Origin of the sequence: Actinomadura alba (genome assembly GCF_014323705.1) — a bacterium.
In the GTDB taxonomy this organism is placed as follows: domain Bacteria; phylum Actinomycetota; class Actinomycetes; order Streptosporangiales; family Streptosporangiaceae; genus Actinomadura_C; species Actinomadura_C alba.
Genome location: NZ_JABVEC010000035.1, coordinates 1 through 23,705, shown reverse-complemented (window position 1 = coordinate 23,705; position 23,705 = coordinate 1). Strand labels below are relative to the sequence as shown.

Here is a 23,705-nt window from a genome sequence, read left to right as displayed (position 1 = left end):
CCAGGGGCGGGCCGGGGTCAGGCGGTGGAGGCGTCCTTGGCGCGGGCGCGCAGGGCGCGGGCGACGCCGTCACGGCCCTCCGACAGCAGCCGGGCGAGCCCGGCCGGCGGCCGGTTCCCCTCGATGTAGGCGTCGGTGCGCTCGATCGTGTCCGGCGAGATGACCAGGACCGGATAGGCGACCTCGGCGAAGGTCTGCGCCATGTCGCTGCTCCAGTCCTGCCAGATCCGGCCCACCTCGGCGAAGAACCTCTCGGCGTACGGCTCCAGCAGCGCGACCTGGTCGGGCTCCACGAACCCGCCCAGCGTCGCCCGGAACACCGCGTTGGGCAGGTCCCCGCCGACGATCCGGTCCCACGCGGCCGCCTTGGCCTCGGCGGTCGGGATCGCGGCCCGGCAGGATGCCGCGTTCCGCTCGCCCGCCGCGGTGGCGTCGCGCTCCAGCTCCGTGGCGATCTCGGCCTCGCCCGCGGCGCCACGGACGACCAGCCGGCGCAGCAGCGCCCACCGCAGGTCCGTGTCGACCGTGAGCCCCTCGAGGGTCTCGGTGCCGTCGAGCAGCCCGCGCACGTACTCCAGGTGAGCGCCGTCGGCGGCGGCCGCCACGAACGCCTGGGTGTAGGTGAGCTGGAAGTCCGATCCGGCCTCGGCCTCGCGGGTCAGTTCGTACAGCGCGTCGGCCATCAGCCGCAGCCCCGTCTCGCGCCACGCGGGGTCGGCGTACTGCTGGACGGCCGTGCGGGCCTGCCGCAGCAGGGTCTGGGCGACCGAGATGTCGCTGACCCCGCGGATGCCGGACAGGACGAGCCGCACATAGTCCCGGGTGGCCATCTCGGCGTCGCGGCACATGTCCCACGCCGCCGTCCACCCGAGGGCCCTCGGCAGACCCTCGCGGATCTCGCCGATGCCCTCGACGAGGGTGTGCAGGGAGTGGTCGTCCAGTCTGATCTTGGCGTAGGTCAGGTCGTCGTCGTTGACCAGCACCAGGTCGGGGCGGCGCTCGCCGATGAGCTCGGTCACGTCGGTGCGGGCGCCGACCACGTCCAGCTCGACGCGCCGGCGTCGTGTGATGCCGTCGCTCGTGCGGTCGTAGAGGCCGATCGCCACGCGGTGCGAGCGCAGCGTCGGGTGCCCACCGGGCGCCTCCTGGACGACGGCGAACGACTGGAAGGTCCCGTCCTCGGCCAGCTCGTAGGCCGGGCGCAGGGTGTTGACGCCGGCGGTCTCGAGCCACTCCTTGGACCAGGAGGTGAGGTCGCGGCCCGACACCTCCTCGAGCGCGTCGAGCAGGTCGGCGAGCACCGTGTTGCCCCACGCGTGCCGCTGGAAGTAGCGCCGCACGCCCTCGAGGAAGTTGTCGCGCCCCACATAGGCGACCAGCTGCTTCAGCACGCTGGCGCCCTTGGCGTAGGTGATGCCGTCGAAGTTCACCTCGACCGCGTGCATGTCCGGGATGTCCGCCGAGATCGGGTGCGTCGACGGCAACTGGTCCTGCCGGTACGCCCACGCCTTCCACAGGTTGGCGAACGTCGTCCACGAGCCGTCCCAGCGGGTCGCCTCGCTCTGGCAGAGCACGCTCATGTACGTGGCGAACGACTCGTTCAGCCACAAGTCGTCCCACCACCGCATGGTGACCAGGTCGCCGAACCACATGTGCGCCATCTCGTGCAGGATCGTCTCGGCGCGGCGCTCGTAGGCGGCGTCGGTCACCCGCGACCGGAAGACGTAGTCCTCCAGGAACGTCACACAGCCGGCGTTCTCCATCGCACCGGCGTTGAACTCGGGCACGAACAACTGGTCGTACTTGCCGAACGGGTACGGCTGGGCGAACACCCGCCGGAAGAAGTCGAAGCCCTGCTTGGTCACCTCGAAGATCGCGTCGGCGTCGAGGTGCTCGGCCAGCGAGGCACGGCAGTAGACGCCCAGCGGAATGCCGTCGTGCTCGTCGCGCACGACGTGGTAGGGCCCGGCGACCAGCGCCGTGATGTACGTGGGCACGCGGGGCGTGGGAGCGAACCGCCACCGGGCCGGACCGCCCGGTTCGCGGGCCTCGTCGTTCGGCGCCGAGTTCGACACCACCTGCCAGTCCCCGGGCGCGGTGACCCCGAGCTCGAACGTCGCCTTGAGGTCCGGCTGGTCGAAGCAGGCGTACATGCGGTGGGCGTCGGCGGTCTCGAACTGCGAGTAGAGGTAGACGCTCTGGTCGACGGGGTCGACGAAGCGGTGCAGGCCCTCACCGGAGCGGGAGTAGGCGCAGTCGGCGACGACGGTGAGCTCGTTGGCGGCCGCGAGGTCGGGCAGCGGGATCCGGCCGGCGGCCTCGTCGTAGGTGGCCGGGTCGAGCGCGCGGCCGTTGAGGGTGATCTCACGCACGACACCGTCGTGCAGGTCGACGAAGCTGGACGCGCCCGGCTCCGCACAGCCGAACCGGATCACGCTGGTCGATCCGAACCGCTGATCGCCCGTGGTCAGGTCGAGCCGCACCGAGTACGACTCGACGGCCAGCAGCCTGGCGCGTTCCTGCGCCTCGTCGCGCGTGAGGTTGCCTGCCACGTGCCCCTCCTGGTTCTCCTGAGCGGCCCGCGGCGAACGACGTGGCCGCGTGGCCTTGGTGTTCCCGGCCCTGTTCCGCTGAGCCCTGTACTACCCGGCTCGGTCTTCCGGGCAACGGTCTTCCCGGCATCCTCCCATGTCCGGGGAGGGTCCGGCGCGGCCCGGTGCCCCCGGCACGGCGCGCCGCCGCGGCGGACCCGACGAGATCGTGACGGCCGCGACGGACGTGGTCGCGATGCGCCGTTGACGTGGGGATTGACGTGGGGATTGACGTGGGGAATGTGGCACCTCGGTTCCGGGTTCAGGGAATTGATAGATCTTCGATCCCTGTATGGAGGCCTGCCGTGTCCGACCGCACTCCGGTGGATTTCTGGTTCGATCCGCTCTGCCCCTGGGCCTGGATCACGTCGCGCTGGATCCACGAGGTGTCCGCGTTGCGCCCGGTCGAGCCGCGATGGCACGTGATGAGCCTGTCCGTGCTCAACGAGGGCAGGGACCTCCCCGAGGAGTACCGCGGTTTCCTCGACAACGCCTGGGGACCGGTGCGCGTCTGCATCGCCGCCGAGCAGAAGTACGGCTCGGAGATCCTGGGGCGGCTCTACACCGAGCTCGGCACCCGCTTCCATGACCAGGGCAAGCCGAAGGATCGCGCCACCATCGAGGAGGCGCTGCGCGCGGCCGACCTCGACCCCGCTCTCGCCGACGCCGCCGGCACCGACGAGCACGACGCGGCACTGCGCGCCTCGCACCACGACGGGATGGACCGGGTCGGCTACGAGGTCGGCACCCCGGTGATCGACGTCGAGGGCGCCGCCTTCTTCGGGCCGGTCGTCTCACCGATCCCCCGGGGCGAGGCGGCGGCGAAGCTGTGGGACGGCGTGCGGCTCGTGGCCGGCACCGAAGGCTTCTTCGAGCTCAAGCGCAGTCGCACCCGGGACCCGATCTTCACCTGATCGGCCGGCTCCGCTTGACCGGCTCCGCTTGACCGGCTCCGCCTGGTCGGCCGCGCTTTACCCGTTCGTCCGCTGATCCTTACCGACTCGACCGGTACGGCTTGTCGCCATCCCCTGCTTGTTGCGACTATCTTGCAACAAGCAGGGACAAGCGGTCAGACTGGTCTGAAACCGGCTCGACAGCGACGATCAGGAGGCGGCATGCACGTACCGGACGGATTCATCGACGCGCCGGTATCCCTCGGCACGGGCGTCATCGCCGCCGCGGGCATCGCGGTATGCCTGCGCGGTGCTCACAGGGAACTCGACGATCGCACCGCCCCCCTCGCGGGCCTGACCGCCGCGTTCGTCTTCGCGGCGCAGATGCTGAACTTCCCGGTGGCCGTGGGCACCAGCGGTCACCTGCTCGGCGGTGCGCTCGCGGCCATTCTGGTGGGCCCCTATACGGGTGTGCTCTGTGTGTCGGTGGTGCTCCTCGTACAGGCGCTGCTGTTCGCCGACGGAGGGCTGACCGCGCTAGGGGTGAACATCACCGTCATGGGCCTGGTCACGGTCCTGGCCGGATACGGGCTGTTCCGATTGCTGATCCGGGTGCTGCCGAGAACACGGGCCGCGGTGTCCGCAGCCTCGTTCGTGGCGGCACTGGTCTCGGTGCCCACGGCCGCCCTGGCGTTCACCGGCGTCTACGCCCTCGGCGGCACCACGGACGTTCCGCTCGGCACCGTCGCCGGCGCGATGATCGGTGTGCACCTCCTCATCGGCCTCGGCGAGGCGATCATCACGATGGTCACCGTGTCGAGCGTGCTCGCCGTCCGGCCCGACCTCGTCTACGCGGCTCGCGGCCGGGTCCGCGAGCTCGAGCTCAAGAACACGCCGGTCCGGCCGTCCGCCGCGGGCGTCTGAGAAGGAGAGTCATGACCACCAGACGTTTCCTCACCGCCGGGCTTCTCGTCGCCCTCGTCCTCGCCGGCATCCTCAGCTACTACGCCAGCAGCAAGCCGGACGGCCTCGAGAAGGTGGCGGCCGACAAGGGCATCAACGCCAAGGAGGAGGACCACGCGTTCGCGGACTCCCCGCTCGGCGACTACGGCGTGAAGGGCGTCGACCACGGGCGGCTGTCCGGCGGCCTCGCCGGCGTCATCGGCGTGGGCGTCACCCTCGCCCTCGGCGGCGGGCTGTTCTGGGTCGTCCGCCGCCGCGACTCGTGAGCGCGAGCGGAGCCGGCGGATGAGCGGGGCGACCACCTCGCTCGGCCGGCTGTTCCTGCCGGGAGCGACCGTCGTGCACCGGTTGCCGCCGCAGTGCAAGCTGGTGGCGACGGTCGCGTTCGTGCTGGCCGTCGTGTCCACCCCGCGTGAGCAGGTGTGGGCCTTCGGCCTGTACGCCATGCTGCTCGCCGCCGTCGCGGCCACCGCGCGCGTCCCGGCGGGGGTCATCGCGCGGCGGATGGCGATCGAGCTGCCGTTCGTAACGTTCGCCCTGCTCATGCCGTTCGTGGCGCACGGTGAACGCGTCACGGTCGCCGGGGTGGGGCTGAGCGTCAGCGGTCTGTGGGGGGCGTGGAACATCCTGGTCAAGGGCACGCTGGGCGTCGTCGCCTCGATCCTGCTCGCGGCCACGACCGAGGCCCGCACACTGCTGCTCGGCGTCGAGCGGCTGCGGCTGCCGTCGCTGCTCACCCAGATCGCCACCTTCATGCTGCGCTACACCGATGTGATCGTCGACGAGCTGCGCAGGATGAAGGTCGCCCGCGCCGCCCGCGGTTTCGAGGCCCGCGACATCCGGCAGGTCGGCGTGCTGGCGCGCTCTCTGGCCGCGCTGTTCCTGCGTTCGTACGAGCGCGGCGAGCGGGTCCATCTGGCGATGGTCAGCCGTGGCTACGACGGCCGGATGCCGGTGCTGCACGGGGACGCCCGCGCCTCCGGTGCCCAGTGGGCGACGGCCGCGGCCCTGCCCGCCGCCGCGGCGCTGGTCGCGGCGACTGCTTGGATGGTCCAGTGGACCCATCTCTAGAGGTGCGCGGGCTGGCGTACGCCTACCCCGACGGCCACCAGGCCCTGTACGGCGTGGATCTCACGATCGCCCGGGGCGAGCGGGTGGCCCTGCTCGGTCCGAACGGCGCCGGCAAGACCACCCTGGTGCTGCACTTGAACGGCATCCTGCACGGCGGCCTCGGCACCGTACGCGTCGCCGGCCTCGGCGTCGACCCGGCGGACAAGAAGTCGCTCCGGGAGATCCGCCGCCGGGTCGGCATCGTGTTCCAGGACCCCGACGACCAGCTGTTCATGCCGACCGTGCGTGAGGACGTCGCGTTCGGCCCCGCCAACCTGGGCCTGCGCGGCGACGAACTCGACCGGCGGGTGGTGTCCGCACTGACCCGCGTCGGCATGCTCGAGGTCGCCGACCGGCCGCCCCAGCACCTGAGCTTCGGGCAGCGCCGCCGCGTCGCGGTGGCCACGGTGCTGGCGATGGAACCGGAGATCCTGGTGCTCGACGAGCCGTCGTCGAACCTCGACCCGGCCGGCCGGCGCGAACTGGCGGAGGTCCTGACATCCCTGGACGTGACCGTGCTCATGGTCACGCACGACCTTCCGTACGCGGCCGAGCTGTGCCCTCGCTCGCTCATCATGTCCGGCGGCCTGATCGTCGCCGACGGGCCGACGCCCGACATCCTCACGGACGACGAACTGCTGCGCGCCCACCGCCTCGAGCTGCCGTTCGGCTTCGATCCGGCCGCCGTGGCCCGCTGACCGCGACGGCGCGACGTCCCTGGAACGGCCGCCGGGTGTCCGAGGCGGTGGATAGGGTCGGATGGTGCCCCAAATGATCATCGAGGCCCGGGATGTGGGAGTCGAGTTGGGCGGTGGCCCCGTTCTGCGAGGGGTCGACCTCCGCGCGGGCCGCGGTGACATCGTCGCCGTGGTCGGGGAGAACGGCGCGGGCAAGTCGACGTTGCTGCGGTGCCTGGCGGGCCTTCAGCCCGGGGTGTCGGGGAAGGTCGGCGTCTTCGACCGGCCGCCGGTGGACGAGCCGGCGTTCTGGCGCGACGTCGCCCTCGTCGGGGACGAGCCGGCGTGGTATCCGGGGCTGACGGTGCGTGAGCATCTGGAACTGATGCCCGCGGTGCACGCGGCGGCGCGGATGGAGGTCGGTACGGCGCTGGAGACGTTCGGCCTGGCCGGGCGGGGCGACATGGCGCCGCTGTCGCTCTCGACGGGCCAGCGGCAGCGGCTGTCGCTCGCCATGGCGCTGATCCGGCCGAGCCGGCTCCTGCTGCTGGACGAGCCTGAGCGCGGGCTCGACCCGGCGTTCAGGTCGCGACTGGCGGCGTGCCTCACCGAGTACGCGGCGGAAGGCGGCACCGTGGTGATGGCCACGCACGACCTGCGGCTCGTCGAGGTCACCCGCGCTCGCTCGGTGACGTTGGAGGCGGCATGAAGACCTGGTCGGACCGGTATTCCGCCGTGGTCGGAGCCGCCGTGGCGGTGGCGCTGCTGGTCCCGGCCTCGAGCGCGGTGGTGACGAGCCTCGCGCAGCAGGTGGACCCGTCGAGGATGGGCGCGGGCATCGCCTTGGTCGCTCTGGCCTTTGCGGGTTATCTCGCACTCGCGCGCGCGTTCGGTCCCGTCGCCACCTCGGCCGCCGACGCGGCGTGGCTGCTGCTCTCGCCGCTTCCGCGTCGCGGTGTGCTGAGGAGGACGGTCGGGATTCTGCTCGCGATCTCGCTGCTGGGCGGGCTCGCCCTGGCCGTGGGCCTGCTCTCCGCACTCGGCGTCCGCGACCAGCTCACGCTGCGGCTGCTCACGGCGGTGGTGCTGGGGGTCTCGGCGACCATCGGCGGGATGGCGATGGCGGTGCTGGCGCAGGCCTCGCAGGCGTGGGATTCGTGGCTGCTAGGAACGATCATCTTCGTGATGGCGCTCGCGGTGCTCGCGGCGGTGCTGGGCAGCGGTCTGTGGCGGCCACTGCCGGCCGCCGTCGCCGGCGTGCCCGCCTCCGTGGGCTCGGCCATCGCGGTCGTGTCGGCCATCGCGGCCGCCGTGCTGGCCCGGCGGGCGTGGGCGGCGCTCGAACGCGTCCCCGCGCACAGGGTCCTGGCCGCCTCGACGCGTACCGGTCAGGTGGCCACCGCCACGGTTCTCCTGGATCCCAGCGCGCTGACCTGGATCGCCGAGGACGAGCACTGGCGGGGGCGCGGCCTGCGGTCCCGACCGTGGCCACCGCGCCTCCACGGCCCGCTGGTGCTCGCCTGGCCCGACTGGCGCCGTCTGGCGCGGCGTCCGGGCCGGTCGGCGCTGCTGCTCGCGAGCGCCACGCTGCCCGCCCTGGCCGCGCGGGCAGGAGGCGGTCTCACCACGTTCGCGCTGGTCCTGATCGCCGCCGGAACGCTCGCCGCCGCGGCGGCCTGTACGACGGCGGCACGACGGGACGGAGACGACCCGAGCCTGGCGCGGCTGTCCGGCGTCGGTACCCGGCCCGCGCTGGCGGCCCGCACGCTGTTGCCCGCGCTGGCGGGCGGCGGCTGGCTCGGCGTCGCGCTCGCCGGGCTCGTCGCGGCGGGCGCGCTGAGCGAAGGGCCGTGGTGGCTGTTCGGCCCGGCCGCAGCGCCGGCCCTGGCCGCCGGGGCCCTGCGGATGGCGCGGCGCCGCCCGATCGACCATTCGATGCCGATCATCCCCATCCTGGGCGGCGCCGTTCCCATGGGTCCGGTCGTCTGGGCGCTGACCGGCGCGGACGTGGCCGCGCTCGGCTGCGCGCCCGTCCTGATGGCCCTGAGCACCCAGCCGCCCGCCCTCGGCCCCTATCTGGTCGCCCAAGCGCTCGCTGGAACGGGCGTGGCGGCGGTGTTCCTGCTCCGCCGGCGGGTCCGCTAGGCCCTGTCTGACAAAGGCCCAGGCCTGGCCGCCGTTGGCTCGTTGACCTGCGTGTCCGCCTGTTCCGCTTGATTTGATCTTGATCTGCGGGGAAACTCATTCCTGGTAGAAACGACGATGGTTTTCATAATCAACGAGATTCGGGGGTTCGCGTGAAGATAGCGTTCGTCGGCAAGGGCGGCAGCGGCAAGACCACGCTGTCCGCGCTGTTCGTACGGCACCTGGCCCTGCGAGGCCGCGAGGTGGTGGCCGTCGACGCCGACATCAACCAGCATCTCGGTGCCGCGCTCGGCCTCGACGAGCACCAGACGGCGGCGCTCCCGGCGATGGGCGCGCACCTCACCGAGCTGAAGGACTATCTCCGCGGCGACAATCCGCGCATCACCTCCGCGGCGGCCATGGTGAAGACGACTCCGCCGGGGACCGGGTCGCGGCTGCTTCGGGTGGGCGGTGACGATCCCTTCCACACCAAGCTCGCCACCGAGGTCAGAGTGGGCGACGGCGCCGCCGGCGTCACCCTCATGGCCACCGGGCCGTTCACCGAGGACGACCTCGGTGTCGCGTGCTACCACTCCAAGACGGGCGCGGTCGAGCTCTACCTCAACCACCTCGTCGACGGGCCGGGCGAATACGTCGTGGTCGACATGACCGCGGGCGCCGACACCTTCGCCTCGGGTCTGTTCACCCGGTTCGACCTGCTGGTCCTCGTCGCCGAGCCGACCTGGAAGGGCGTCGGCGTCTACCGCCAGTACGTCGACTACGCGGCCGACTACGACGTCGCGATCACGGTGGTCGGCAACAAGGTGCACGGTCCGGACGACGTCGCCTACCTGCGCGAGCACGTGGGCGCCGACCTGCTGACCTGGATGGGTCATTCGGCCGCGGTGCGCGCTCTTGAACAGGGCCGTGGCGACGTCGCGCTGGAGACCTCCAACGAGGCGGCGCTCGGGCACCTGCTCGAGGCGGTCGACGCCCGCCCCAAGGACTGGGCCGGATTCCACCGGCAGGCCGTCGAATTCCACATCAAGAACGCGCGGAGCTGGGCCAACCGCGCCGTGGGCCAAGACCTCGAGAAGCAGATCGACCCCGGGTTCACCGCCGAGGGCTACCGCCACGAGTGATCGCGGTCTAACCTGCCGCCATGGCAGCACGGCGGACAGTGCCCCTCGCCCTCAGCGCCGTCGGCACGGTGGGCGTCATCGCCCTCGTGTTCGGCAACCAATGGCTCCAGGACTACCTCCTGCGCGAGGACGTCGAATACGACGGCTTCGGACGCCTCCTCGCCCGGGTGCAGTTCCCGAACTGGCGCCTGTACGGGCCGAACTTCACGTCCGTCGTCATCGCGGACTTCGCGCTGATCCTCCTGCTGGGCCTCATCGCCCTGCTCGTGATGGCGGGAGCGCGCGCCCTGGAGCCGAGGCACGGCGCGATCGGCGCGCTCATCCTGGGCTGGTGGGCCACGGTGGTCGCCGCGGGGCTGACGGGCCCGGTGCGCGGCCTGCTCATCGCGCTCACGAACGACTTCCCGGCAGAGCAGACGTGGCTCATCTTCTGGAACGGCGTGGACTCCGGCGCCGGCTTCGGGCTTCTCTACGGATGGTTGCCGGGTCTGGCCGTCCTGCTGGTCTTCAACGTCGGCCGGAGCAAGGACACGGCGATGGCCATGCCACCGGGCGCGCCCGGCGGCCAAGTCCCACCGCCGCCTCCCGGGCCCGCACCACCGCAGCGGCAGGGGGCTTGGGGGGTTCAGCAGCCGGCGGCCTGGTCGCCGCCCCCCTCCACCGGCCGGCCGCCGCCGCCGATGGGCTACGCGCCACCACCGCCCGGCCACGTGCCTCCGCCGGGGCAGATGCCGTACGGAGGTCACATGCCGGGACAGCCACCGGGACAGCCACCGGGACAGCCATTGGGGCAGCCATTGGGGCAGCCGCCGTTCGGAGCGCAGGCGCCACCGCCTCCTCCCGGTTACGCCCAGCAGGCGCCGAGTTGGTACCCGCCCGGCTCCTCCGCACCGCAAGCACCACCGCCGGTGCCACCGCCGCCTCCGGCACCGCCGGCGTCCGGCGGGACGCCCCAGGAGCGGGAGGCCGACCCGGCCGAGGTGACCGACCACCCGGAGACGGACCGTACGGACACCGACCGTACGGCGCCGGCCGATGCCGAGGAGACGGCCGCCGACGCGGAGCCGAGACGTCCGGATGCCGCGCTGCCCGACGAGGAAGACCGCCTTCCGCCCCCCACCTGATCGAGCGGATGGCGGGACCTGACAGACTTCCCGCCATGCGCGTTTTTCTGGGTTCCGACCACGCGGGCTACGAGCTGAAGCAGCACCTCGTCGCCTGGCTGGCCGAGAGCGGTCACGAGCCGGTCGACTGCGGGCCCGCGGAGTTCGACCCCGTCGACGACTACCCGCCCTTCGTACTGCGGGCCGCTGAGCGGGCGGCGGCCGAGCCGGGCTCGTTCGGCATCGTCATCGGAGGGTCGGGCAACGGCGAGGCGATCGCGGCGAACAAGGTCAAGGGCGTACGGGCGGCTCTTGTCTGGAGCGAGGAGATCGCGAAACTCGCCAGGGAGCACAACGACGCCAACGTGATCTCCATTGGCGCGCGCATGCACGACCTGGACACCGCGACGCGGTTCGTTGACCTGTTCCTCAGCACGCCGTTCTCCGGCGATGAGCGGCATGTCCGGCGGATCGCGATGCTCACGAAGTACGAGCGGACCGGCGAGTTGCCCCTCGTCCCGTAGGTCTTCTCTGCCCGTGCCGTCGAAACGATCTCGCTAGGGTGACGCGGGATGGCCGTTCTGCTGCCTGGCCTGCCGCTTGCCGAGCCGGCGGCGTTCGCCCTTGGCGGGCTTGCGAGGGGGCTGCGGCTTGGGCGGCTCCTCGCCCTCAGCCCTTGGACGTGACACGTCCCGCGCTCGCATCGCCGCGTCGAGGGTGACGCGCATACCGGGCTGATTCATAGCACACCTCCTACCCTTCAACATCTCCGTCCACTCGTGGTCAGGCATGGAGTCTCGTCACACGAGGGTGCTACGGCGATGCGACGGCCGGATTCGCGGAGAAGGTGGCGGTGGTGCAGAAGGCATCCGGGGAGGTCAAGCCGGTAGACGCTCGGTTACCTGCGTTAGGTGATTTATTCGTGACAAAGGGTAAAGGGTGGCGTGGATTCGAGCCAGGTCGGGTCGATGCTCGATACAGTTCTCGGGATGCTCCAACGTCTGGTCCACCTGCTCCCACCGGGATTGCGCGCCTACCTACGGCGCGTACCCATCCTCGTGCGGATCTACCAGTGGCTCCGGAGGGGCAAACTCACCAGCGACCGCAACATGTTCGTGGCGCTCGCCCTCGCCACCATCGTGATCGGGTTGATGGCTCCGATCTCGCAGACCTGGTTCCCGTCGAGCGCGATCGTGCTCACCGTGCTCGCGGGCGGCCTGCTGCTGCGGGTGCGCACTCTGCGCATCCTGCTCGCCGTGGTGGCCGTGATGATCGTATACGACGGGTTCGTGGTCAGCTGGCCGAAAGTGGGCCCCGGCGTCGTGGTCACGGTCTTCGTCACGGCCGTCCTCGCGATCACCCTGGCCCGCACTCGGGAGCAGATCGGTGTCCAGGGGCTGCGTGGCGAGTACATGCTGCTCGAACTCCGCGACCGGCTTCGCAAGCATGGCGAGATGCCGGAGCTTCCCGCCGGGTGGGACTCCCAGGTGGTGCTGCTCCAGGCGGGCGGATCGTCGTTCGGTGGCGACTTCGTCGTCTCGGCGTGCGACGGCAAGACGCTCGAAGTGGCGCTCGTCGACGTCTCGGGCAAGGGCGTCGACGCCGGTACCCGCGCCCTCATGCTGTCCGGAGCCTTCGGGGGATTGCTTGGATCGGTCCAATGTGACCGTTTCCTCCCGGCGTGTAATACCTATCTCCAGCGGCAGCGCTGGGACGAGGGATTCGTCACGGCCGTGCACGTCGTCGTCGACCTGGCCACGGGGGAGTACGTCGTCGAGTCCGCCGGGCACCCGCCGGCGGTGCAGTTCGACGCGCGCAGCGGCACCTGGCAGGTCAGCGCGGCCAAGGGCGTCGTCCTCGGAGTGGTCCCCGACCTGCGATGCGAACCCGAGAGCGGGTTGCTGCGGCCCGGCGACGCGTTGCTCCTCTACACCGACGGGCTGGTCGAGTCGCCCGGTCGCGACCTCGACGCGGGGATCGACCGGTTGCTCGGCGAGGCGGAGCAACTGGTCCCGCAGGGCTTCCGCAAGGGGGCCAAGGAACTCGTCGAGACCATGGCCGCCGCCCGTGACGACGACTGCGCCCTGGTCCTCATCTGGCGTACCTGAACCGCCGTACCACCTGAACCGCCGTACCTGAACGCCGACGGTGGTGCTCAACCCGCCCAGGGCACCTCGGGGGAGCGGTAGAACGCGACTCCGGCGGCCGTCCATCGGGCGCCGTGCGCGGCGAGCCGATCGCGATAGGACTCCCACGATCGCCCCCGCGCGGGGGACCAGCCGATCTCGGCGAGCGCCGGCAGCCGAGGGAATGTCATGAAGTCGATGTCGCCCGCGCCGGTGACCGTCTCGGTCCAGAGCGGCGCCTCGACGCCCGCGATGTCCTGTTCCTCGACCCCGTCGACCAGTGTCGCGGGATCCCAGGCGTAGGAGTCGCGCACGCCCACATGGCCGGCCCAGTCCAGTCCCAGCGGCGTGCCCGAGTGGTACTTGCCGTCGAGGTAGGCGTGGTCGGCAGGGGACATGATCACGCGCGCGCCCTGGCGTACGGCGTCACGCGCCGCCCGGGTGTCCGGTTCCGACCCCTTGGCGGGGCGCCAGTACTGCACCAGTGCGCCCCGGGTCAGGGGCGCCGACGCGGCGTCCTGCCAGGCCACGACGGTCTTTCCCCGCTCGCCGATGATCCGCTGGGCTCGCGCGAGGAACCGGGCGTAGTCGGCCGGGTCAGTACTGTGGGCCTCGTCGCCGCCGATGTGGAGGTACGGGCCGGGGGTCAGTTCGGCGACCTCGTCGATGACGTCGCCGAGGAACCGGTAGGTGATCTCCGCGTGCGCGTCGAGTGAGCTGAAGCCGACCTCGATCCCGGTGTAGCGGTCGGGCGCCCGGCCGCCCGGGTTCAGCTCGGGGTAGGAGGCGAGCGCCGCGTTGGTGTGCCCCGGCACATCGATCTCGGGGACGACCGTCATGTGGCGTGCGGCGGCGTGCTCGACGATCGCCCGGTACTCCGCCTTGGAGTAGTGACCACCGGCGCCGCCGCCGACCTCCGTACCGCCCCCATAGGTCGCCAGCCGGGGCCACCGGTCGATCGCCAGCCGCCATCCCTGATCGTCGGTGAGATGCAGGTGCAGGATGTTGATCTTGTACGCCGCGGCCTGGTCGATGAAGCGCTTGACGGTGTCCACGGCGAAGAAGTGCCGTGCCACGTCGAGCATGACCCCGCGCCAGGCGAACCGCGGATGGTCCTCCACCCGTACGCCGGGGATCGTCCACGGACCGGGGCGCGCGCCGGCGTGCTCGACGCCGGGTGGCAGCAGCTGGCGCAGGGTCTGCACCCCCCGGAAGAGCCCTTCGGCGGTGTGCGCGCGGAGCCGTACGCCCTGGTGGCCGATGTCCAGGAGATGACCCTCTCGGCCCAGCCGCTCGGGGTCGTCGAGCAACAGGGCGATGTCGCCGCCGGTGTCACCCACGGCGGGGGCGGAGGACGCGACCACCGGAAGGTGGTGACCGGTCGGGCGGCGCAGCAGCGTGGCGAGCCACGCGGCGACGGCCTCGCCCGGGCCGTGGGTCACCCGGATCCTCGTGTCGGCCGTGAGCGTGCAGGTCTCTGGAACGGGCGTCAGCGAGACCGGTTGGGGGATCACGCTGAACGCTGTCACAAGTAGGAAAGTTATCAGTTTCATGAAACGAGACCGTCACCTTGGTGTAGCACGCCGTGCAAACACGTTCCCTACTCTCATTCGTGGAGGCTGTGACGCGACGGCCGAGGGACTTCGCCTGATGATCCTCCTCGAGGGGCGAGGGCCTGACGGGTCGACGCGGCGCGGTGAAGTGGCGCTCGCGTGGTGGTACCCCAGGGGTGGGGAGGCACTGCCGCGCGGGCGCCCGCTCCTCAAAGTCCCGTTCCGGTTCGGTAGATCCACTCGTCTGGATCATTGCCCGCTCCATGCCGTGGATCCCGCGTACGGCGTTCAAGGGTATTTCCCACTAAACAGGTTGTAGAACTAGGGAAAATCGGCGATGATGGCGTCCTCGCCGGAGCCACGGCTCGCTCCCGGCGAGAGACGCCGGTACCTCGGCTCGACCGGTTCCCCTTGTGCTGGTGCTCGTTTGGGTGCACGAAACCCGGCCGGGCCGCCTCCGTCGTTCGGGGCGATCGTGCGGCGGAGGGCCTGGTGACCGGGGTGGCGGTGGCACGGACCCCGGTCACCGGCCGGCGGCGTCCTCAGGTCGCGCCCGATTGTTAGCGGTGCGACCGGGTGCTCGTCACGGGCCGGGCGGTGGAGTACAACGGCCTCACCGAGCTGTCGCCCGTGATCGCCGTCGACGTCTGCGTCACGGGTACCGTCGCGCCGGCCCCCTACGACCTGCCGCGGGCCGACGGGGTCACCTTCGAGCGGAACGAGAACACCCTCGTGACGTTCCCGGAGCGGCTCACCGCCACCGAGCACTACCAGCTCGGGCGCTATGGAGAGGTGACCGTCTCCGCGGACGGACGGCTGTTCCAGCCGACCGACCGCAACGGCGTCACGCAGGCCGCGAACGACCGGCACCGGCTGCTGGTCGACGACGGCTCGACCCGGCAGAACCCGGCGACCGTCCCGTACACCTCGCCTGAGGCGCTGCGGCTCGGCGACACGGTCAGAAGGTCCTCGAGCGCGGCGGGCTCGTCGGCCAGACCGAGCGCTTCGTGCCGCCGTCGCGGCGCTACAGCTACGTGTTCGACGGGCAGGCCGGTGAACTCGACCACGTGCTCGCCGGCCGGCTGCTGTCGTTCCTCGTCTCCGGGGCGTCGATCTGGCACATCAACAGCGACGAGCCGCTGATCCTGGACTACAACACCGAGTACAACCCGCCGGCCCTGTACGCCCCTGACGCCTTCCGCTCCTCCGACCACGACCCCGTGGTGGTGGGCCTCAGGCTTCCCGGTCGCTGATCGGGTCCTGATCGGGTCTGTTCGGCTCTGTTCGACTCTTTCGACAAAGGCGAGGCTCCACCGGGAACTCCCGGTGGGGCCTCGTCTCGCTGTGGACGAGTGACCGGGGCGCCGGATGTTTCCGACGAGAGTTCTGGGTATTGCTCGACGAAAGCTCGACACGGATGAGCCGCGGCTCTCAGCAGAGGAGACTGATCGGTGGAGATCCAACGACGCAGTGACAAGCACGGCCCGGTCCGCGATGAGATCTTCAAGAGGCGGCCGGAGGCCATCGAGGCATACCTGGAGGAGTGGCGGGAAGCAGCGCCTCCCCGGGAAGGCGGCCCCATCGCGGATCTCGCGCCCGATCCCGACCACGGTGGCGGCGCGCCGACCGGCATGACGTCCGCGGACGTCTCTGGACGCGCCGAGATCGCACGGTGGCTCCAGCCCAGAGAGTTCCCGGCCACTCGTGAGCGCCTCGTCGAGAGCGCGCGCGGGCTGCGTGCGCCGGACCCCGTCGTACGGGCTCTGGAGTCACTGCCGCGCGAGCACGCCTTCCAAAACGTCCAGGAGGTCTGGCAGCGACTCGGGGGCGGGAGTGAGGATCCCACGCACCGCGCCTGATTTCGATCATCGGCAGGTCGGTGTTCGAATCACCTGACGTCCGCGTCGTAGAACTTCTGGAACTGGCCGGACGCGATCAGGAGGTGCAGCCACTGGTCCACGAACTCCTTCCAGACGATGTCGCCCTTGGGCAGCATGTAACCCAGCTCGCCGTACTGCAGCGGCTTGTCCGGGTTGACCGCGCACAACTCGGGGTGGACCTTGGACTGCACGACCGCCTCGGTCGCCTCGGTCACCATCACATCAGCGCGCCCCGCGACGATCTCGTCGAAGATCGTGATGTTGTTCGGCCACACGATCAGGTCGGCGAGCGGCAGATTGGCGCGGGCGAACGCCTCATTGGTCCCGCCGGGCGGAGTGATCACCTTGACGCTCGGCTTGTTCATGTCGGCGATCTTCTGGAACCTCGACACGTTCTCACAGCGGGTCAGCGGGACCTTTCCGTTGACGAGAACCGTCTTCGAGAAGAAGACGTCCTTCTGCCGAGTCAAGGTGACCGAGATCCCGCCGATGGCGATGTCGCACTTCTGCGATGTGAACGTCGGAACGAGAGCCGACCAGGGCGAGGGGACGTACCGCACCTGCACCTCGAGCGCCTTCGCCAGGTCGTTGACCATGGTGATGTCGAGTCCCTTGTACGACCCGTCGGCCTGCCGCAGGGCGAACGGCCGGTAGTCGCCCGGCGTGCACGCCCGGATGTAGCCGCGCCGCTGGATCTCGTCGAGCCTGCTGTCGCCATGGGGTTTCGATTTGACGGACGCGTCGACGTCCGCCCCTGTGAAGGAGACGCCCCCGACGAGGACGACCGCCGCGGCGAGCATGCCGACCAGCGCGCGGCTGCGGCGCAACCTCAAGCCGATCTTGCTGAGAGTCGAGACAGGTGTCCGTCCGGCCGAGTCTTCTTTCATGTTCACCATTCGCTCCTTGATCATTTGGGAGGTCGCCCGATGCTAGGAGACGGAGGCGAGTCAGTTCTAGTGCCGCTCGGTTCTACTGCCGCTCGGTTCTACTGCCGCGGTCAGCTGGTGCCTTGGTGCGAGTCGTCCGGCACGGTACCGGTGACGTCCGGTGAATCGCCTGCCATGCTCTGGAGACATGGGCGACGTTGACGGCTCGGACTGCGTGTTCTGCGCGATCGCTCGCGGCGAGGCCGAGGCGAGCGCGGTGTACGGGGACGATCTCGCGATCGTGGTCATGACCCTCGGGCCGGTCACGCCCGGCCATCTTCTGGTGATCCCGCGCGTACACGCGGTGGGGCTGGAGGATCTGGACGAGGAGACCGGCGCGCACGTGTGGAAGGTGGGCCACCGCATGGCGAGGGCGCTCCGGCGCTCCGGCCTGCGCTGCGAGGGCGTGAACGTCTTTCTGGCGGATGGCGAGGCCGCCTTCCAGGAGGTCTTTCACCTTCATCTGCACGTGTTCCCGCGCTACGAGGGAGACGGCTTCCGGCTGGCCGCGGACTGGAACACCAGAACGCGTGCCTCGCTGGACGAGGACGCCGAGGCGGTCCGGGCCGGCCTCGCGGCGCTCGATTCGCTCGGAGCATGATCCGTTAATGCGACATCGCCGGCCCCGGTGCGGATACGCTTCGGCTCATGAGCCTGGCCCTGTGGCCCGTCTTCGAGGACGGCCGATCCCATGGGCTGACCGACGAGGGCGTGACCCTGCTCGAGTCACCGCTCGCCGACCCGCTGCTGAGGTTCGACGCGTATGCCGCGCTTATGATCCCCGACCACTTCACCGGAGACCCGGACGGGCTGGTCGTCGGAGCCGAGCCGAGCTGGTACGAGCCTCGTGACGCGATCCGGACGATCGACGCCATCCGTACGACCCTCGGGCCTTCCGACCTGAACCTGGCCGGCGCCCTCACCGCTCTGGAGGGCGTGCTCATCGCGGCGGCGGCCCGGGGCACGCGATTCCATTTCACGGTGGCCTAGCACTCGGCCAATGGCCCGCGCCTGGTCCACTTCGCGCGGAAATGCCGTACACGGCATCGTGACGAAAGCGACGACGAGCTTCTTGATCAGGACCGGTGGCATGTGGCCGAGCGATTGGTCGTCCATTTCGACGAGGCCTGCATCGACCTGGCGCACCACCTGAACACCAGTGGCCGGGTCGCGGACGTGCTCGGCAGGTCGGTGCCGATCGTGGTCTTCGACATGTACCGGCCCGGGTGGGAGGGCATCGCCACCAAGGCCGCCAACCCACCCGAACTGGTGGAGCGGTACTTCCAGGAGTGGAACCCGGAGTAACGGCACCGCCTCGATCGCCGAGGCGGTGCCGCGTCATGTCCCGGTCGACACCGCCGGACGTGCGCTCACATCGCGTCTTCGAGCTCCTTGAGCAACTGCCGCTTGGACCTGGCGCCCACCATCGACTTCACCGGCTCGCCATCGCGGAAGACCATCAGCGTGGGCATCGACCGGACGCCGTACGCCGCCACCGTCTGGGGATTGGTATCGGCGTCGAGTTGCAGGACCTTGATCCGGTCGCTCTCCTCCGCGGCGACCGCGCCCAGTACCGGGGCCAGCTGCCGGCACGGAGGGCACCAGTCGGCGGTGAACTCCAGCAGCACCGGAAGGTCGGCTTTCAGCACTTCGTCGTCGAACGTCTCGTCCGTGACCTCGTCCACACCCGCTGCTTTGATCATCGTCATCCTCTCAACTCGCAACGTGGGTCGGGCCCGCCCGGCAGCTCCGCCTCGGCCCGCACCAGCTGCGCGCTCACCTGGGAGCGCACCGCCCGCAACTCCTCCATCAGCGCATCGAGTTCGGCGAGCTTCCTCCGGTACACGTCGAGCGAGGCGGGACACGAGTCGCCCGCCGGATGCCCCGCCCGCAGGCACTCCACGAAGGGCCGGGTCTCCTCGAGGCCGAACCCGAAATCCTGAAGCGTGCGGATCTGCTCCACGAGCCGTGGTCTTCGTCGCCGTACACGCGGTATCCGTTGACCGCGCGACCGGCGGAGAGCAGTCCGCGCGACTCGTAGTAACGCAGAGTCCGGGTGCTGACCCCAGCCCGTTCCGCAAGTTCACCGATGCGCATGGACCTGACGCTAGACCTTGACGCCGACGTCAACGCAACGGGCCACGGTGACTTCGTTAGGGTCGTGCGACAAGATCAGGAACGGAGGGAGACACGGATGGCGGAGCCTTCGCGGAGCATCCAGGCACGATTGTGGGACCGGCCCACCATCCCATGGCGACTCGTCGCCCTCGTCCTGGTAGTGATCCCACAGTTCGCCGTCAGCCCGATGCCGGATCTCGGTCGCCAGGACAATGGCCTTGAAGAGTACGAGGGGGTCCAGGCGTTCGTCCGACGAGGCCGAGAGGCCGACGAGGCGTCGTCTGTGTTCGTCCGGGAGACCGGAGGGGCCGAGGCATGGTTCGACTTTCTCTCCCACTCGGGCCTGATCCTGCTGGCGCTCGCGGTGGCCTTCATACTCCCCGGGCCGTCCGGACGCCGCGCCGCATTCGCCGTCACCTGGGCGCTGTGTCTGTGCGGGGTGATCGCCGGATACGCCGCCAGTTCGGCGGCGGGCAGTCTCCTCTGGGCCTATTGCGTCTTCTACCTGTCCGCGTCCGCCGTCCTCACCATCACCGGAATAAGGTCCGCGCTCGCCCGGAACTGACACTGCGTGGAAGCACCAAAAGCTACGTGAAGACCGAAACTCGGATTCCTCCGGCATATGGGTTGACCTGGCCTTTGTGGGTGGAGCGTCAGGCATCGACCCGTGTGGGGTCTTCGCAGTCTGGTTGCGTCTGTGCGCGCTCGGCGGGCGTGGCATGATGACCCGGTGGAAGATCAAGGGAGGACGGAACCTCCGCTGGTGGCCGAAGAGCGCACATCGCTGGCCGGCTTCCTGCAGTACCAGCGCGAGACCCTTGCCATGAAGTGTGCGGGGCTGACCACCGAGCAGCTCAAGCAGAGATCCGTACCGCCGTCGGCCATGTCACTTCTGGGGCTGGTTCGGCATATGGCCGAGGTGGAACGGGTCTGGTTCCGGATCAGGCTGAGCGGCGAGGGCATTTCGTACCGGTGGAAACAGCGACCCGGCGATGACGCCGACTTCCAGATCGACACTGCTGACCCCGACGAGGCGTTCGATGCCTGGGATGAGGAGTGCGTACGGTCCCGTGACATCGTGCACGCCGCCGAGTCCCTCGACATCACTGGGCGCTACCGCGACAAGGACGTCTCGCTCCGCTGGATCCTCACCCACATGATCGAGGAGTACGCGCGGCATAACGGCCATGCCGATCTGCTCCGGGAGCGCATCGACGGAACCACCGGCGAATAAGTACTCGTTAGCAGTGCGAGCCATTCCGCGAGGCTCTGGGCCTGCTGTCACGTGGGGTGCGGCCCCCGTGACGACCTGGGCGTGCGGCGCACCCGTGACCGCCGTTGGCGGGAGACCTGGGTGGGTGGCGCGATGCGCGGCCGGTGCGGCGACGCGAGATCATCGCGCAGGCGCTCGGGGACGCCTTCAAGACCGCTCGGGACGGGCCAGGAAACGATCGGGCACACAACAGCACGGAAGCGGAAGAAGACCAAGTGAAGATCAAAGGCCCAGGTCCGGGAATGCCGGTTGACCTGGGCCTTTGTGGTGGGAGCGGGCGACGGGAATCGAACCCGCGTAGCCAGTTTGGAAGACTGGGGCTCTACCATTGAGCTACGCCCGCGTGCAACGAGTGACCAGGGATCCGCCTGGTCACTCACCTGGATAGCGTACCGGTTCCCGGGGGCGGTTCGCGTCATGATTATCCAGACCATGATCGCGTGCTGGGTGGCCGGGCGACCCGGACCGCATCGGGAAGATCGCTCGTCCCGGTGAGGACGCGCCCCCATTGGGTCTCTTTGTGGAGGCGCTGCCGTCCGGATCGGCACTACACTGCTCACGTCACCACTACGGTGGGCCCTGGTACGGGTCGCGCGCGGTGGTGGCCGGGGTGTGGCGCAGCTTGGTAGCGCGCGTGCTTTGGGTGCACGAGGCCGTGGGTTCGAATCCCGCCACCCCGACCAGGTCAGGGCCCTAATCCGATAACGGACTAGGGTCCTGAGTGTCTAGCTGTGTAACCATGGTTTTGGATCATGACTCAAAGAGGCGATCCATGATCACGGCTCCGCCTTGGAACTGGCCGGATCTGCTTGCGGTAGATCGCCTCCGTGACAGCCGTGCTGCTGTGCCCCACCAGGCGTGAGATCTCCTCCAGCGGAAGACCACCGTCCGACAGCAGTGACACGAAGCTGTGCCGCAGTTCCCTGGGCGTCAGCCAGCCCGTCCGCCGGCAAGGCTAAGCCTCGATCCACCGACGTGGCTTGAGTGTGGTCTTCTGAGGGTTTCTGCGCCGGTGCTGGGTGGGGGCTGGGGATGGGGGGCATGTATCCGCTGGTCTGCCCAGCTTTTCCACGGTTGGGTTCCGGTCGGGCCCTGGCGGGCGGGATGAGCAAGGACGGTCAGGCCGGTGCTGGTGGGTCGTGGACCGTCTCGAACAGGTGTGTCCAGGTGTTGCGCCAGCGCCAGTTGTGCGGAAGGTGGATGGTGAGGCGTCGTGCGGAGCGGGCGATCCGGGCCGGGGCCTGGACGAGGTGGGCGCGCAGGGTGGCGGTGGTGGCCTTGGCATGGAAGGCGGAGGTCAGTGCTCCGGTGGCTCGCAGCAGGTTGTGGGTCATCGCCCACAGGGTGAGCCAGGCCGCGTTGGCGTGGAAGTGCCCTGAGGGCAGGTGGGCCAGGGCCGAGGCTTTGCTGTCGGCGATGACCTGCTCGACGACGGCGTGGTGGCGGTGCTGGCGCTCGGCCTGGAGCATCGGGGCGGGGTTGTCGGTGAAGAACGGGTGGTAGCGCCAGAGGGGGAACAGTTCGCCCTGTTCACCCACGACGGCGGGTTTGGCCAGGTCGCGGACGCGGCGCACGATCAGCCGTGCGGTGACCCACTCACTGTTCTTGCGGCTGGTGAACGCGGTGTAGGCGGGGATCTCGGCGACCTCGGCATCGGAGATGAGTTCACCGGTGTCGGGGTCGGGCACGGCGGTGGGGTAGGTGATCTGCTGCCATGCGGTGTCGGGGAGGGCCAGGACGGCACGTCTGACGGAGGGGTTCATGCCGCAGGTGATGGAGAAGCGGGCGCCGGCCCGGCGGCACGCGGCGATGACACCGCGTTGTAGAACTGGGAGTCCGCGCGCAGGATGCGGGTGCCGGTGCAGCCGGCCTCCACAGCGGTGGCCAGAGCCTCGCTGACAAGCTTCGCAGCACCTCGGGAGTCGGCTGCCTTGCCGCGCCGCATCCGCACGGTGGCGATCACCGGCCGGGAGTGCTGGGTGCAGATGGTGGCGAGCAGAGGGTGGAGGGTCCGGATGCCGGTGAACCGGCCGTACTCGGCGCCCTGCTTGGTGCGACCGTAGACCCGTTTATGGGTGGAGTCGACATCGATGAAGGCCGTCTCACCGGCGCCGGGCAGCAGCGGGGCATGTGCGGCCAGCGCGGCCAGGAACCTGCGGTGCACGGCATGGAGCTGGAGGGCGTGACCGTGGGTGAACGCGCGCAGGAACGTACCCAGGGTGGATGGGGCACGGATACCCCCGAACAGGACCGGCATCGCACCGTGCCGCAGGACGTCCAGGTCATCGATGCTGTCCGCGCCCGCGACCATGCCGGCCACGATGCTCATCACCTTGGCGTCCGCCCCTGCACCCGCGCCGTTCTTCGCCCCGGTCAGCTTCACCTTCTCGGCAACCAACCGCGAAAGCCCGCACCGCTCGGCCAGCCGCACCACCGGGACCAGTCCGGCATACGCGACCAGATTCGCCTCATCGAACGCGACGGACACCGCCGAAGCGGCATGGGAAGATTGCATCTCGCGGGTGCTCTCTTGCTCTGTGGATGCGGAACCGTAGGAAGTCCCATCATCCCGGCTCAGAGGGCATCCGCGTCTTCATATCCAGCCCTGAACCGGCCATTGCTCGGTGGATCGAGGCTAAGAGGCCCCGCCCCCGCGCAAGTCCGGAACCGTCCAGCTCCACCCTGCCGCCCGGATGCAGTACGTTCGTCCGGGGCTGGGAGGTGTGGTCACGTTGGACATGATCGAAGCCGGGACACTGGGCGGGAGTCCTCCACGCGGCCGAGTACTCCGCGCCGCTATCACCGCGGTTCTTTGGCTCTCAGCCTTCGTCGGGCCGCTAATTCTCCACAACGAAGTGGTAGTCCCCTCACTTCAGATGTTGAGCAATGATGCACGCGTTCTGGATGTAGCGGACCTGGTTATATTGGGGTGCCAGTTCGCTATCTTCGCCTGGCTGTGCCCCAAGGTCTCCTACCGGTGGTTCGATTGTCTGATCCTGGCCGTACCCATCGCCGGCCTAGTGATCTGGGCACCCGCATCCTGTGGCGGATCGCCTACCTGCCGTACCGGGATTGGCGGCCACGATCAGACGAAACTGATGGCTGGATTCGCATCACCGATACGGACCGGGCTAGCCAGTTGCCAATCTACGTCGCTCGGAAGGGGCCCGGGCACGCGCCGTGATAGGTAAGTAGATGTCGTGCCACAAACGTGCCAGTCGGGACA

Annotated in this window: 25 protein-coding genes, 2 tRNA genes and 2 pseudogenes; 19 read left to right on the top strand and 10 right to left on the bottom strand. The window is 69.6% G+C overall.

Going from position 1 to position 23,705, the window contains the following annotated elements:
• Positions 1 to 17 precede the first annotated feature (17 nt).
• Positions 18 to 2,552: an aminopeptidase N gene (gene pepN / locus HKK74_RS31710; protein WP_187247072.1), complete on the bottom strand. Its 2,535-nt coding sequence runs from the start codon at positions 2,550 to 2,552 to the stop codon at positions 18 to 20.
• Between the two features lie 344 nt (positions 2,553 to 2,896).
• On the opposite strand from pepN, the gene HKK74_RS31705 reads away from it, so the two are divergent.
• The 10 genes from HKK74_RS31705 to HKK74_RS31665 all read left to right on the top strand — a co-directional run bounded on the left by HKK74_RS31705 (position 2,897) and on the right by HKK74_RS31665 (position 11,127).
• Positions 2,897 to 3,505, top strand: coding sequence for a mycothiol-dependent nitroreductase Rv2466c family protein (locus HKK74_RS31705; RefSeq protein ID WP_187247071.1), 609 nt, complete (start codon positions 2,897 to 2,899; stop codon positions 3,503 to 3,505).
• Between the two features lie 201 nt (positions 3,506 to 3,706).
• The gene (locus HKK74_RS31700; RefSeq protein WP_222722970.1) at positions 3,707 to 4,408 is read left to right on the top strand and encodes an energy-coupling factor ABC transporter permease; all 702 of its coding nucleotides are present in this window, start codon (positions 3,707 to 3,709) and stop codon (positions 4,406 to 4,408) included.
• Between the two features lie 11 nt (positions 4,409 to 4,419).
• Positions 4,420 to 4,713, top strand: coding sequence for a PDGLE domain-containing protein (locus HKK74_RS39390; protein WP_222722969.1), 294 nt, complete (start codon positions 4,420 to 4,422; stop codon positions 4,711 to 4,713).
• Between the two features lie 19 nt (positions 4,714 to 4,732).
• Positions 4,733 to 5,518 carry a cobalt ECF transporter T component CbiQ gene (gene cbiQ / locus HKK74_RS31695; protein WP_187247070.1) on the top strand — a complete coding sequence of 262 codons (786 nt, stop codon included), beginning with the start codon at positions 4,733 to 4,735 and terminating at the stop codon, positions 5,516 to 5,518.
• Positions 5,503 to 6,255, top strand: a complete 753-nt coding sequence (locus HKK74_RS31690) for an energy-coupling factor ABC transporter ATP-binding protein (protein ID WP_187247069.1) — start codon at positions 5,503 to 5,505, stop codon at positions 6,253 to 6,255. The genes cbiQ and HKK74_RS31690 overlap by 16 nt, the downstream gene beginning before the upstream one ends.
• Positions 6,256 to 6,328: 73 nt before the next feature.
• Positions 6,329 to 6,943 carry an ABC transporter ATP-binding protein gene (locus HKK74_RS31685; protein ID WP_246492172.1) on the top strand — a complete coding sequence of 205 codons (615 nt, stop codon included), beginning with the start codon at positions 6,329 to 6,331 and terminating at the stop codon, positions 6,941 to 6,943.
• Positions 6,940 to 8,379 (top strand): DUF6297 family protein, encoded by a 1,440-nt coding sequence (locus HKK74_RS31680; RefSeq protein WP_187247068.1) that lies wholly within the window; start codon positions 6,940 to 6,942, stop codon positions 8,377 to 8,379. Before HKK74_RS31685 ends, HKK74_RS31680 begins: the two co-directional genes overlap by 4 nt.
• Positions 8,380 to 8,531: 152 nt before the next feature.
• Positions 8,532 to 9,500, top strand: a complete 969-nt coding sequence (locus HKK74_RS31675) for an ATP-binding protein (RefSeq protein ID WP_187247067.1) — start codon at positions 8,532 to 8,534, stop codon at positions 9,498 to 9,500.
• Positions 9,501 to 9,520: 20 nt separating this feature from the next.
• On the top strand, positions 9,521 to 10,624 hold the full coding sequence (locus tag HKK74_RS41105) for a hypothetical protein (protein ID WP_187247066.1): 1,104 nt from the start codon (positions 9,521 to 9,523) through the stop codon (positions 10,622 to 10,624).
• 35 nt (positions 10,625 to 10,659) lie between these two features.
• Positions 10,660 to 11,127, top strand: a complete 468-nt coding sequence (locus HKK74_RS31665) for a ribose-5-phosphate isomerase (RefSeq protein WP_187247065.1) — start codon at positions 10,660 to 10,662, stop codon at positions 11,125 to 11,127.
• Positions 11,128 to 11,160: 33 nt separating this feature from the next.
• Here HKK74_RS31665 and HKK74_RS31660 read toward each other — a convergent pair whose 3' ends face one another.
• A complete protein-coding gene (locus tag HKK74_RS31660; protein WP_187247064.1) occupies positions 11,161 to 11,346 on the bottom strand; it encodes a hypothetical protein in 186 nt (61 codons plus the stop codon).
• A 246-nt stretch (positions 11,347 to 11,592) separates the two neighbouring features.
• On the opposite strand from HKK74_RS31660, the gene HKK74_RS31655 reads away from it, so the two are divergent.
• The gene (locus HKK74_RS31655; RefSeq protein ID WP_187247063.1) at positions 11,593 to 12,711 is read left to right on the top strand and encodes a PP2C family protein-serine/threonine phosphatase; all 1,119 of its coding nucleotides are present in this window, start codon (positions 11,593 to 11,595) and stop codon (positions 12,709 to 12,711) included.
• A gap of 47 nt (positions 12,712 to 12,758) precedes the next feature.
• On the opposite strand, the gene HKK74_RS31650 is transcribed toward HKK74_RS31655, so the two are convergent.
• Both HKK74_RS31650 and HKK74_RS31645 read right to left on the bottom strand, forming a co-directional pair.
• Positions 12,759 to 14,258 carry a beta-N-acetylhexosaminidase gene (locus tag HKK74_RS31650; RefSeq protein WP_187247062.1) on the bottom strand — a complete coding sequence of 500 codons (1,500 nt, stop codon included), beginning with the start codon at positions 14,256 to 14,258 and terminating at the stop codon, positions 12,759 to 12,761.
• An 806-nt stretch (positions 14,259 to 15,064) separates the two neighbouring features.
• Complete coding sequence (locus HKK74_RS31645; protein WP_187247061.1) at positions 15,065 to 15,238, bottom strand: hypothetical protein; 174 nt, start codon at positions 15,236 to 15,238, stop codon at positions 15,065 to 15,067.
• 51 nt (positions 15,239 to 15,289) lie between these two features.
• On the opposite strand from HKK74_RS31645, the gene HKK74_RS31640 reads away from it, so the two are divergent.
• A complete protein-coding gene (locus HKK74_RS31640) occupies positions 15,290 to 15,535 on the top strand; it encodes a hypothetical protein (protein ID WP_187247060.1) in 246 nt (81 codons plus the stop codon).
• Positions 15,536 to 15,733: 198 nt separating this feature from the next.
• Entirely contained in the window at positions 15,734 to 16,141 is a 408-nt protein-coding gene (locus HKK74_RS41665; RefSeq protein ID WP_222722966.1) for a DUF2795 domain-containing protein, read from the top strand.
• A 29-nt stretch (positions 16,142 to 16,170) separates the two neighbouring features.
• Here HKK74_RS41665 and HKK74_RS31630 read toward each other — a convergent pair whose 3' ends face one another.
• Positions 16,171 to 17,049 carry a transporter substrate-binding domain-containing protein gene (locus tag HKK74_RS31630; RefSeq protein WP_222722965.1) on the bottom strand — a complete coding sequence of 293 codons (879 nt, stop codon included), beginning with the start codon at positions 17,047 to 17,049 and terminating at the stop codon, positions 16,171 to 16,173.
• Between the two features lie 187 nt (positions 17,050 to 17,236).
• Here HKK74_RS31630 and HKK74_RS31625 point away from each other — a divergent pair, with 187 nt between their 5' ends.
• From HKK74_RS31625 to HKK74_RS31615, 3 genes are all read left to right on the top strand, one after another.
• On the top strand, positions 17,237 to 17,689 hold the full coding sequence (locus HKK74_RS31625) for an HIT family protein (RefSeq protein ID WP_187247059.1): 453 nt from the start codon (positions 17,237 to 17,239) through the stop codon (positions 17,687 to 17,689).
• Positions 17,690 to 17,736: 47 nt separating this feature from the next.
• Positions 17,737 to 18,078, top strand: coding sequence for a hypothetical protein (locus tag HKK74_RS31620; protein ID WP_187247058.1), 342 nt, complete (start codon positions 17,737 to 17,739; stop codon positions 18,076 to 18,078).
• A 102-nt stretch (positions 18,079 to 18,180) separates the two neighbouring features.
• The gene (locus HKK74_RS31615; protein ID WP_187247057.1) at positions 18,181 to 18,393 is read left to right on the top strand and encodes a hypothetical protein; all 213 of its coding nucleotides are present in this window, start codon (positions 18,181 to 18,183) and stop codon (positions 18,391 to 18,393) included.
• Positions 18,394 to 18,458: 65 nt separating this feature from the next.
• Here HKK74_RS31615 and trxA read toward each other — a convergent pair whose 3' ends face one another.
• The 3 genes and pseudogenes from trxA to HKK74_RS42145 form a co-directional block, all read right to left on the bottom strand.
• Positions 18,459 to 18,791 carry a thioredoxin gene (gene trxA, locus HKK74_RS31610; protein WP_222722964.1) on the bottom strand — a complete coding sequence of 111 codons (333 nt, stop codon included), beginning with the start codon at positions 18,789 to 18,791 and terminating at the stop codon, positions 18,459 to 18,461.
• Between the two features lie 2 nt (positions 18,792 to 18,793).
• Positions 18,794 to 19,051: a MerR family DNA-binding protein gene (locus HKK74_RS31605; protein WP_425544375.1), complete on the bottom strand. Its 258-nt coding sequence runs from the start codon at positions 19,049 to 19,051 to the stop codon at positions 18,794 to 18,796.
• 68 nt (positions 19,052 to 19,119) lie between these two features.
• Positions 19,120 to 19,185: pseudogene (locus HKK74_RS42145) on the bottom strand (MerR family DNA-binding transcriptional regulator); the annotation flags it as partial.
• Positions 19,186 to 19,282: 97 nt separating this feature from the next.
• Here HKK74_RS42145 and HKK74_RS31600 point away from each other — a divergent pair.
• Positions 19,283 to 19,771: a hypothetical protein gene (locus HKK74_RS31600; RefSeq protein WP_187247056.1), complete on the top strand. Its 489-nt coding sequence runs from the start codon at positions 19,283 to 19,285 to the stop codon at positions 19,769 to 19,771.
• Positions 19,772 to 19,969: 198 nt separating this feature from the next.
• Entirely contained in the window at positions 19,970 to 20,440 is a 471-nt protein-coding gene (locus HKK74_RS31595) for a DinB family protein (protein ID WP_312881980.1), read from the top strand.
• A gap of 311 nt (positions 20,441 to 20,751) precedes the next feature.
• On the opposite strand, the gene HKK74_RS31590 is transcribed toward HKK74_RS31595, so the two are convergent.
• Positions 20,752 to 20,822: transfer RNA gene (locus tag HKK74_RS31590), tRNA-Gly, on the bottom strand.
• 263 nt (positions 20,823 to 21,085) lie between these two features.
• On the opposite strand from HKK74_RS31590, the gene HKK74_RS31585 reads away from it, so the two are divergent.
• Positions 21,086 to 21,162, top strand: a tRNA-Pro gene (locus tag HKK74_RS31585).
• Positions 21,163 to 21,597: 435 nt separating this feature from the next.
• On the opposite strand, the pseudogene HKK74_RS31575 reads toward HKK74_RS31585, so the two are convergent.
• Positions 21,598 to 22,994: pseudogene (locus tag HKK74_RS31575) on the bottom strand (IS1380 family transposase).
• Positions 22,995 to 23,705 lie beyond the last annotated feature (711 nt).

Coding starts and splice junctions, on each gene's coding strand:
- HKK74_RS31700 (WP_222722970.1), top strand. CDS start 3,707: ATGCACGTACCGGACGGATTCATCGACGCGCCGGTATCCCTCGGCACG.
- HKK74_RS39390 (WP_222722969.1), top strand. CDS start 4,420: ATGACCACCAGACGTTTCCTCACCGCCGGGCTTCTCGTCGCCCTCGTC.
- cbiQ (WP_187247070.1), top strand. CDS start 4,733: ATGAGCGGGGCGACCACCTCGCTCGGCCGGCTGTTCCTGCCGGGAGCG.
- HKK74_RS31685 (WP_246492172.1), top strand. CDS start 6,329: ATGATCATCGAGGCCCGGGATGTGGGAGTCGAGTTGGGCGGTGGCCCC.
- HKK74_RS31680 (WP_187247068.1), top strand. CDS start 6,940: ATGAAGACCTGGTCGGACCGGTATTCCGCCGTGGTCGGAGCCGCCGTG.
- HKK74_RS41105 (WP_187247066.1), top strand. CDS start 9,521: ATGGCAGCACGGCGGACAGTGCCCCTCGCCCTCAGCGCCGTCGGCACG.
- HKK74_RS31665 (WP_187247065.1), top strand. CDS start 10,660: ATGCGCGTTTTTCTGGGTTCCGACCACGCGGGCTACGAGCTGAAGCAG.
- HKK74_RS31660 (WP_187247064.1), bottom strand. CDS start 11,346: ATGAATCAGCCCGGTATGCGCGTCACCCTCGACGCGGCGATGCGAGCG.
- HKK74_RS31655 (WP_187247063.1), top strand. CDS start 11,593: ATGCTCCAACGTCTGGTCCACCTGCTCCCACCGGGATTGCGCGCCTAC.
- HKK74_RS31630 (WP_222722965.1), bottom strand. CDS start 17,049: ATGAAAGAAGACTCGGCCGGACGGACACCTGTCTCGACTCTCAGCAAG.
- HKK74_RS31625 (WP_187247059.1), top strand. CDS start 17,237: ATGGGCGACGTTGACGGCTCGGACTGCGTGTTCTGCGCGATCGCTCGC.
- HKK74_RS31620 (WP_187247058.1), top strand. CDS start 17,737: ATGAGCCTGGCCCTGTGGCCCGTCTTCGAGGACGGCCGATCCCATGGG.
- trxA (WP_222722964.1), bottom strand. CDS start 18,791: ATGATCAAAGCAGCGGGTGTGGACGAGGTCACGGACGAGACGTTCGAC.
- HKK74_RS31600 (WP_187247056.1), top strand. CDS start 19,283: ATGGCGGAGCCTTCGCGGAGCATCCAGGCACGATTGTGGGACCGGCCC.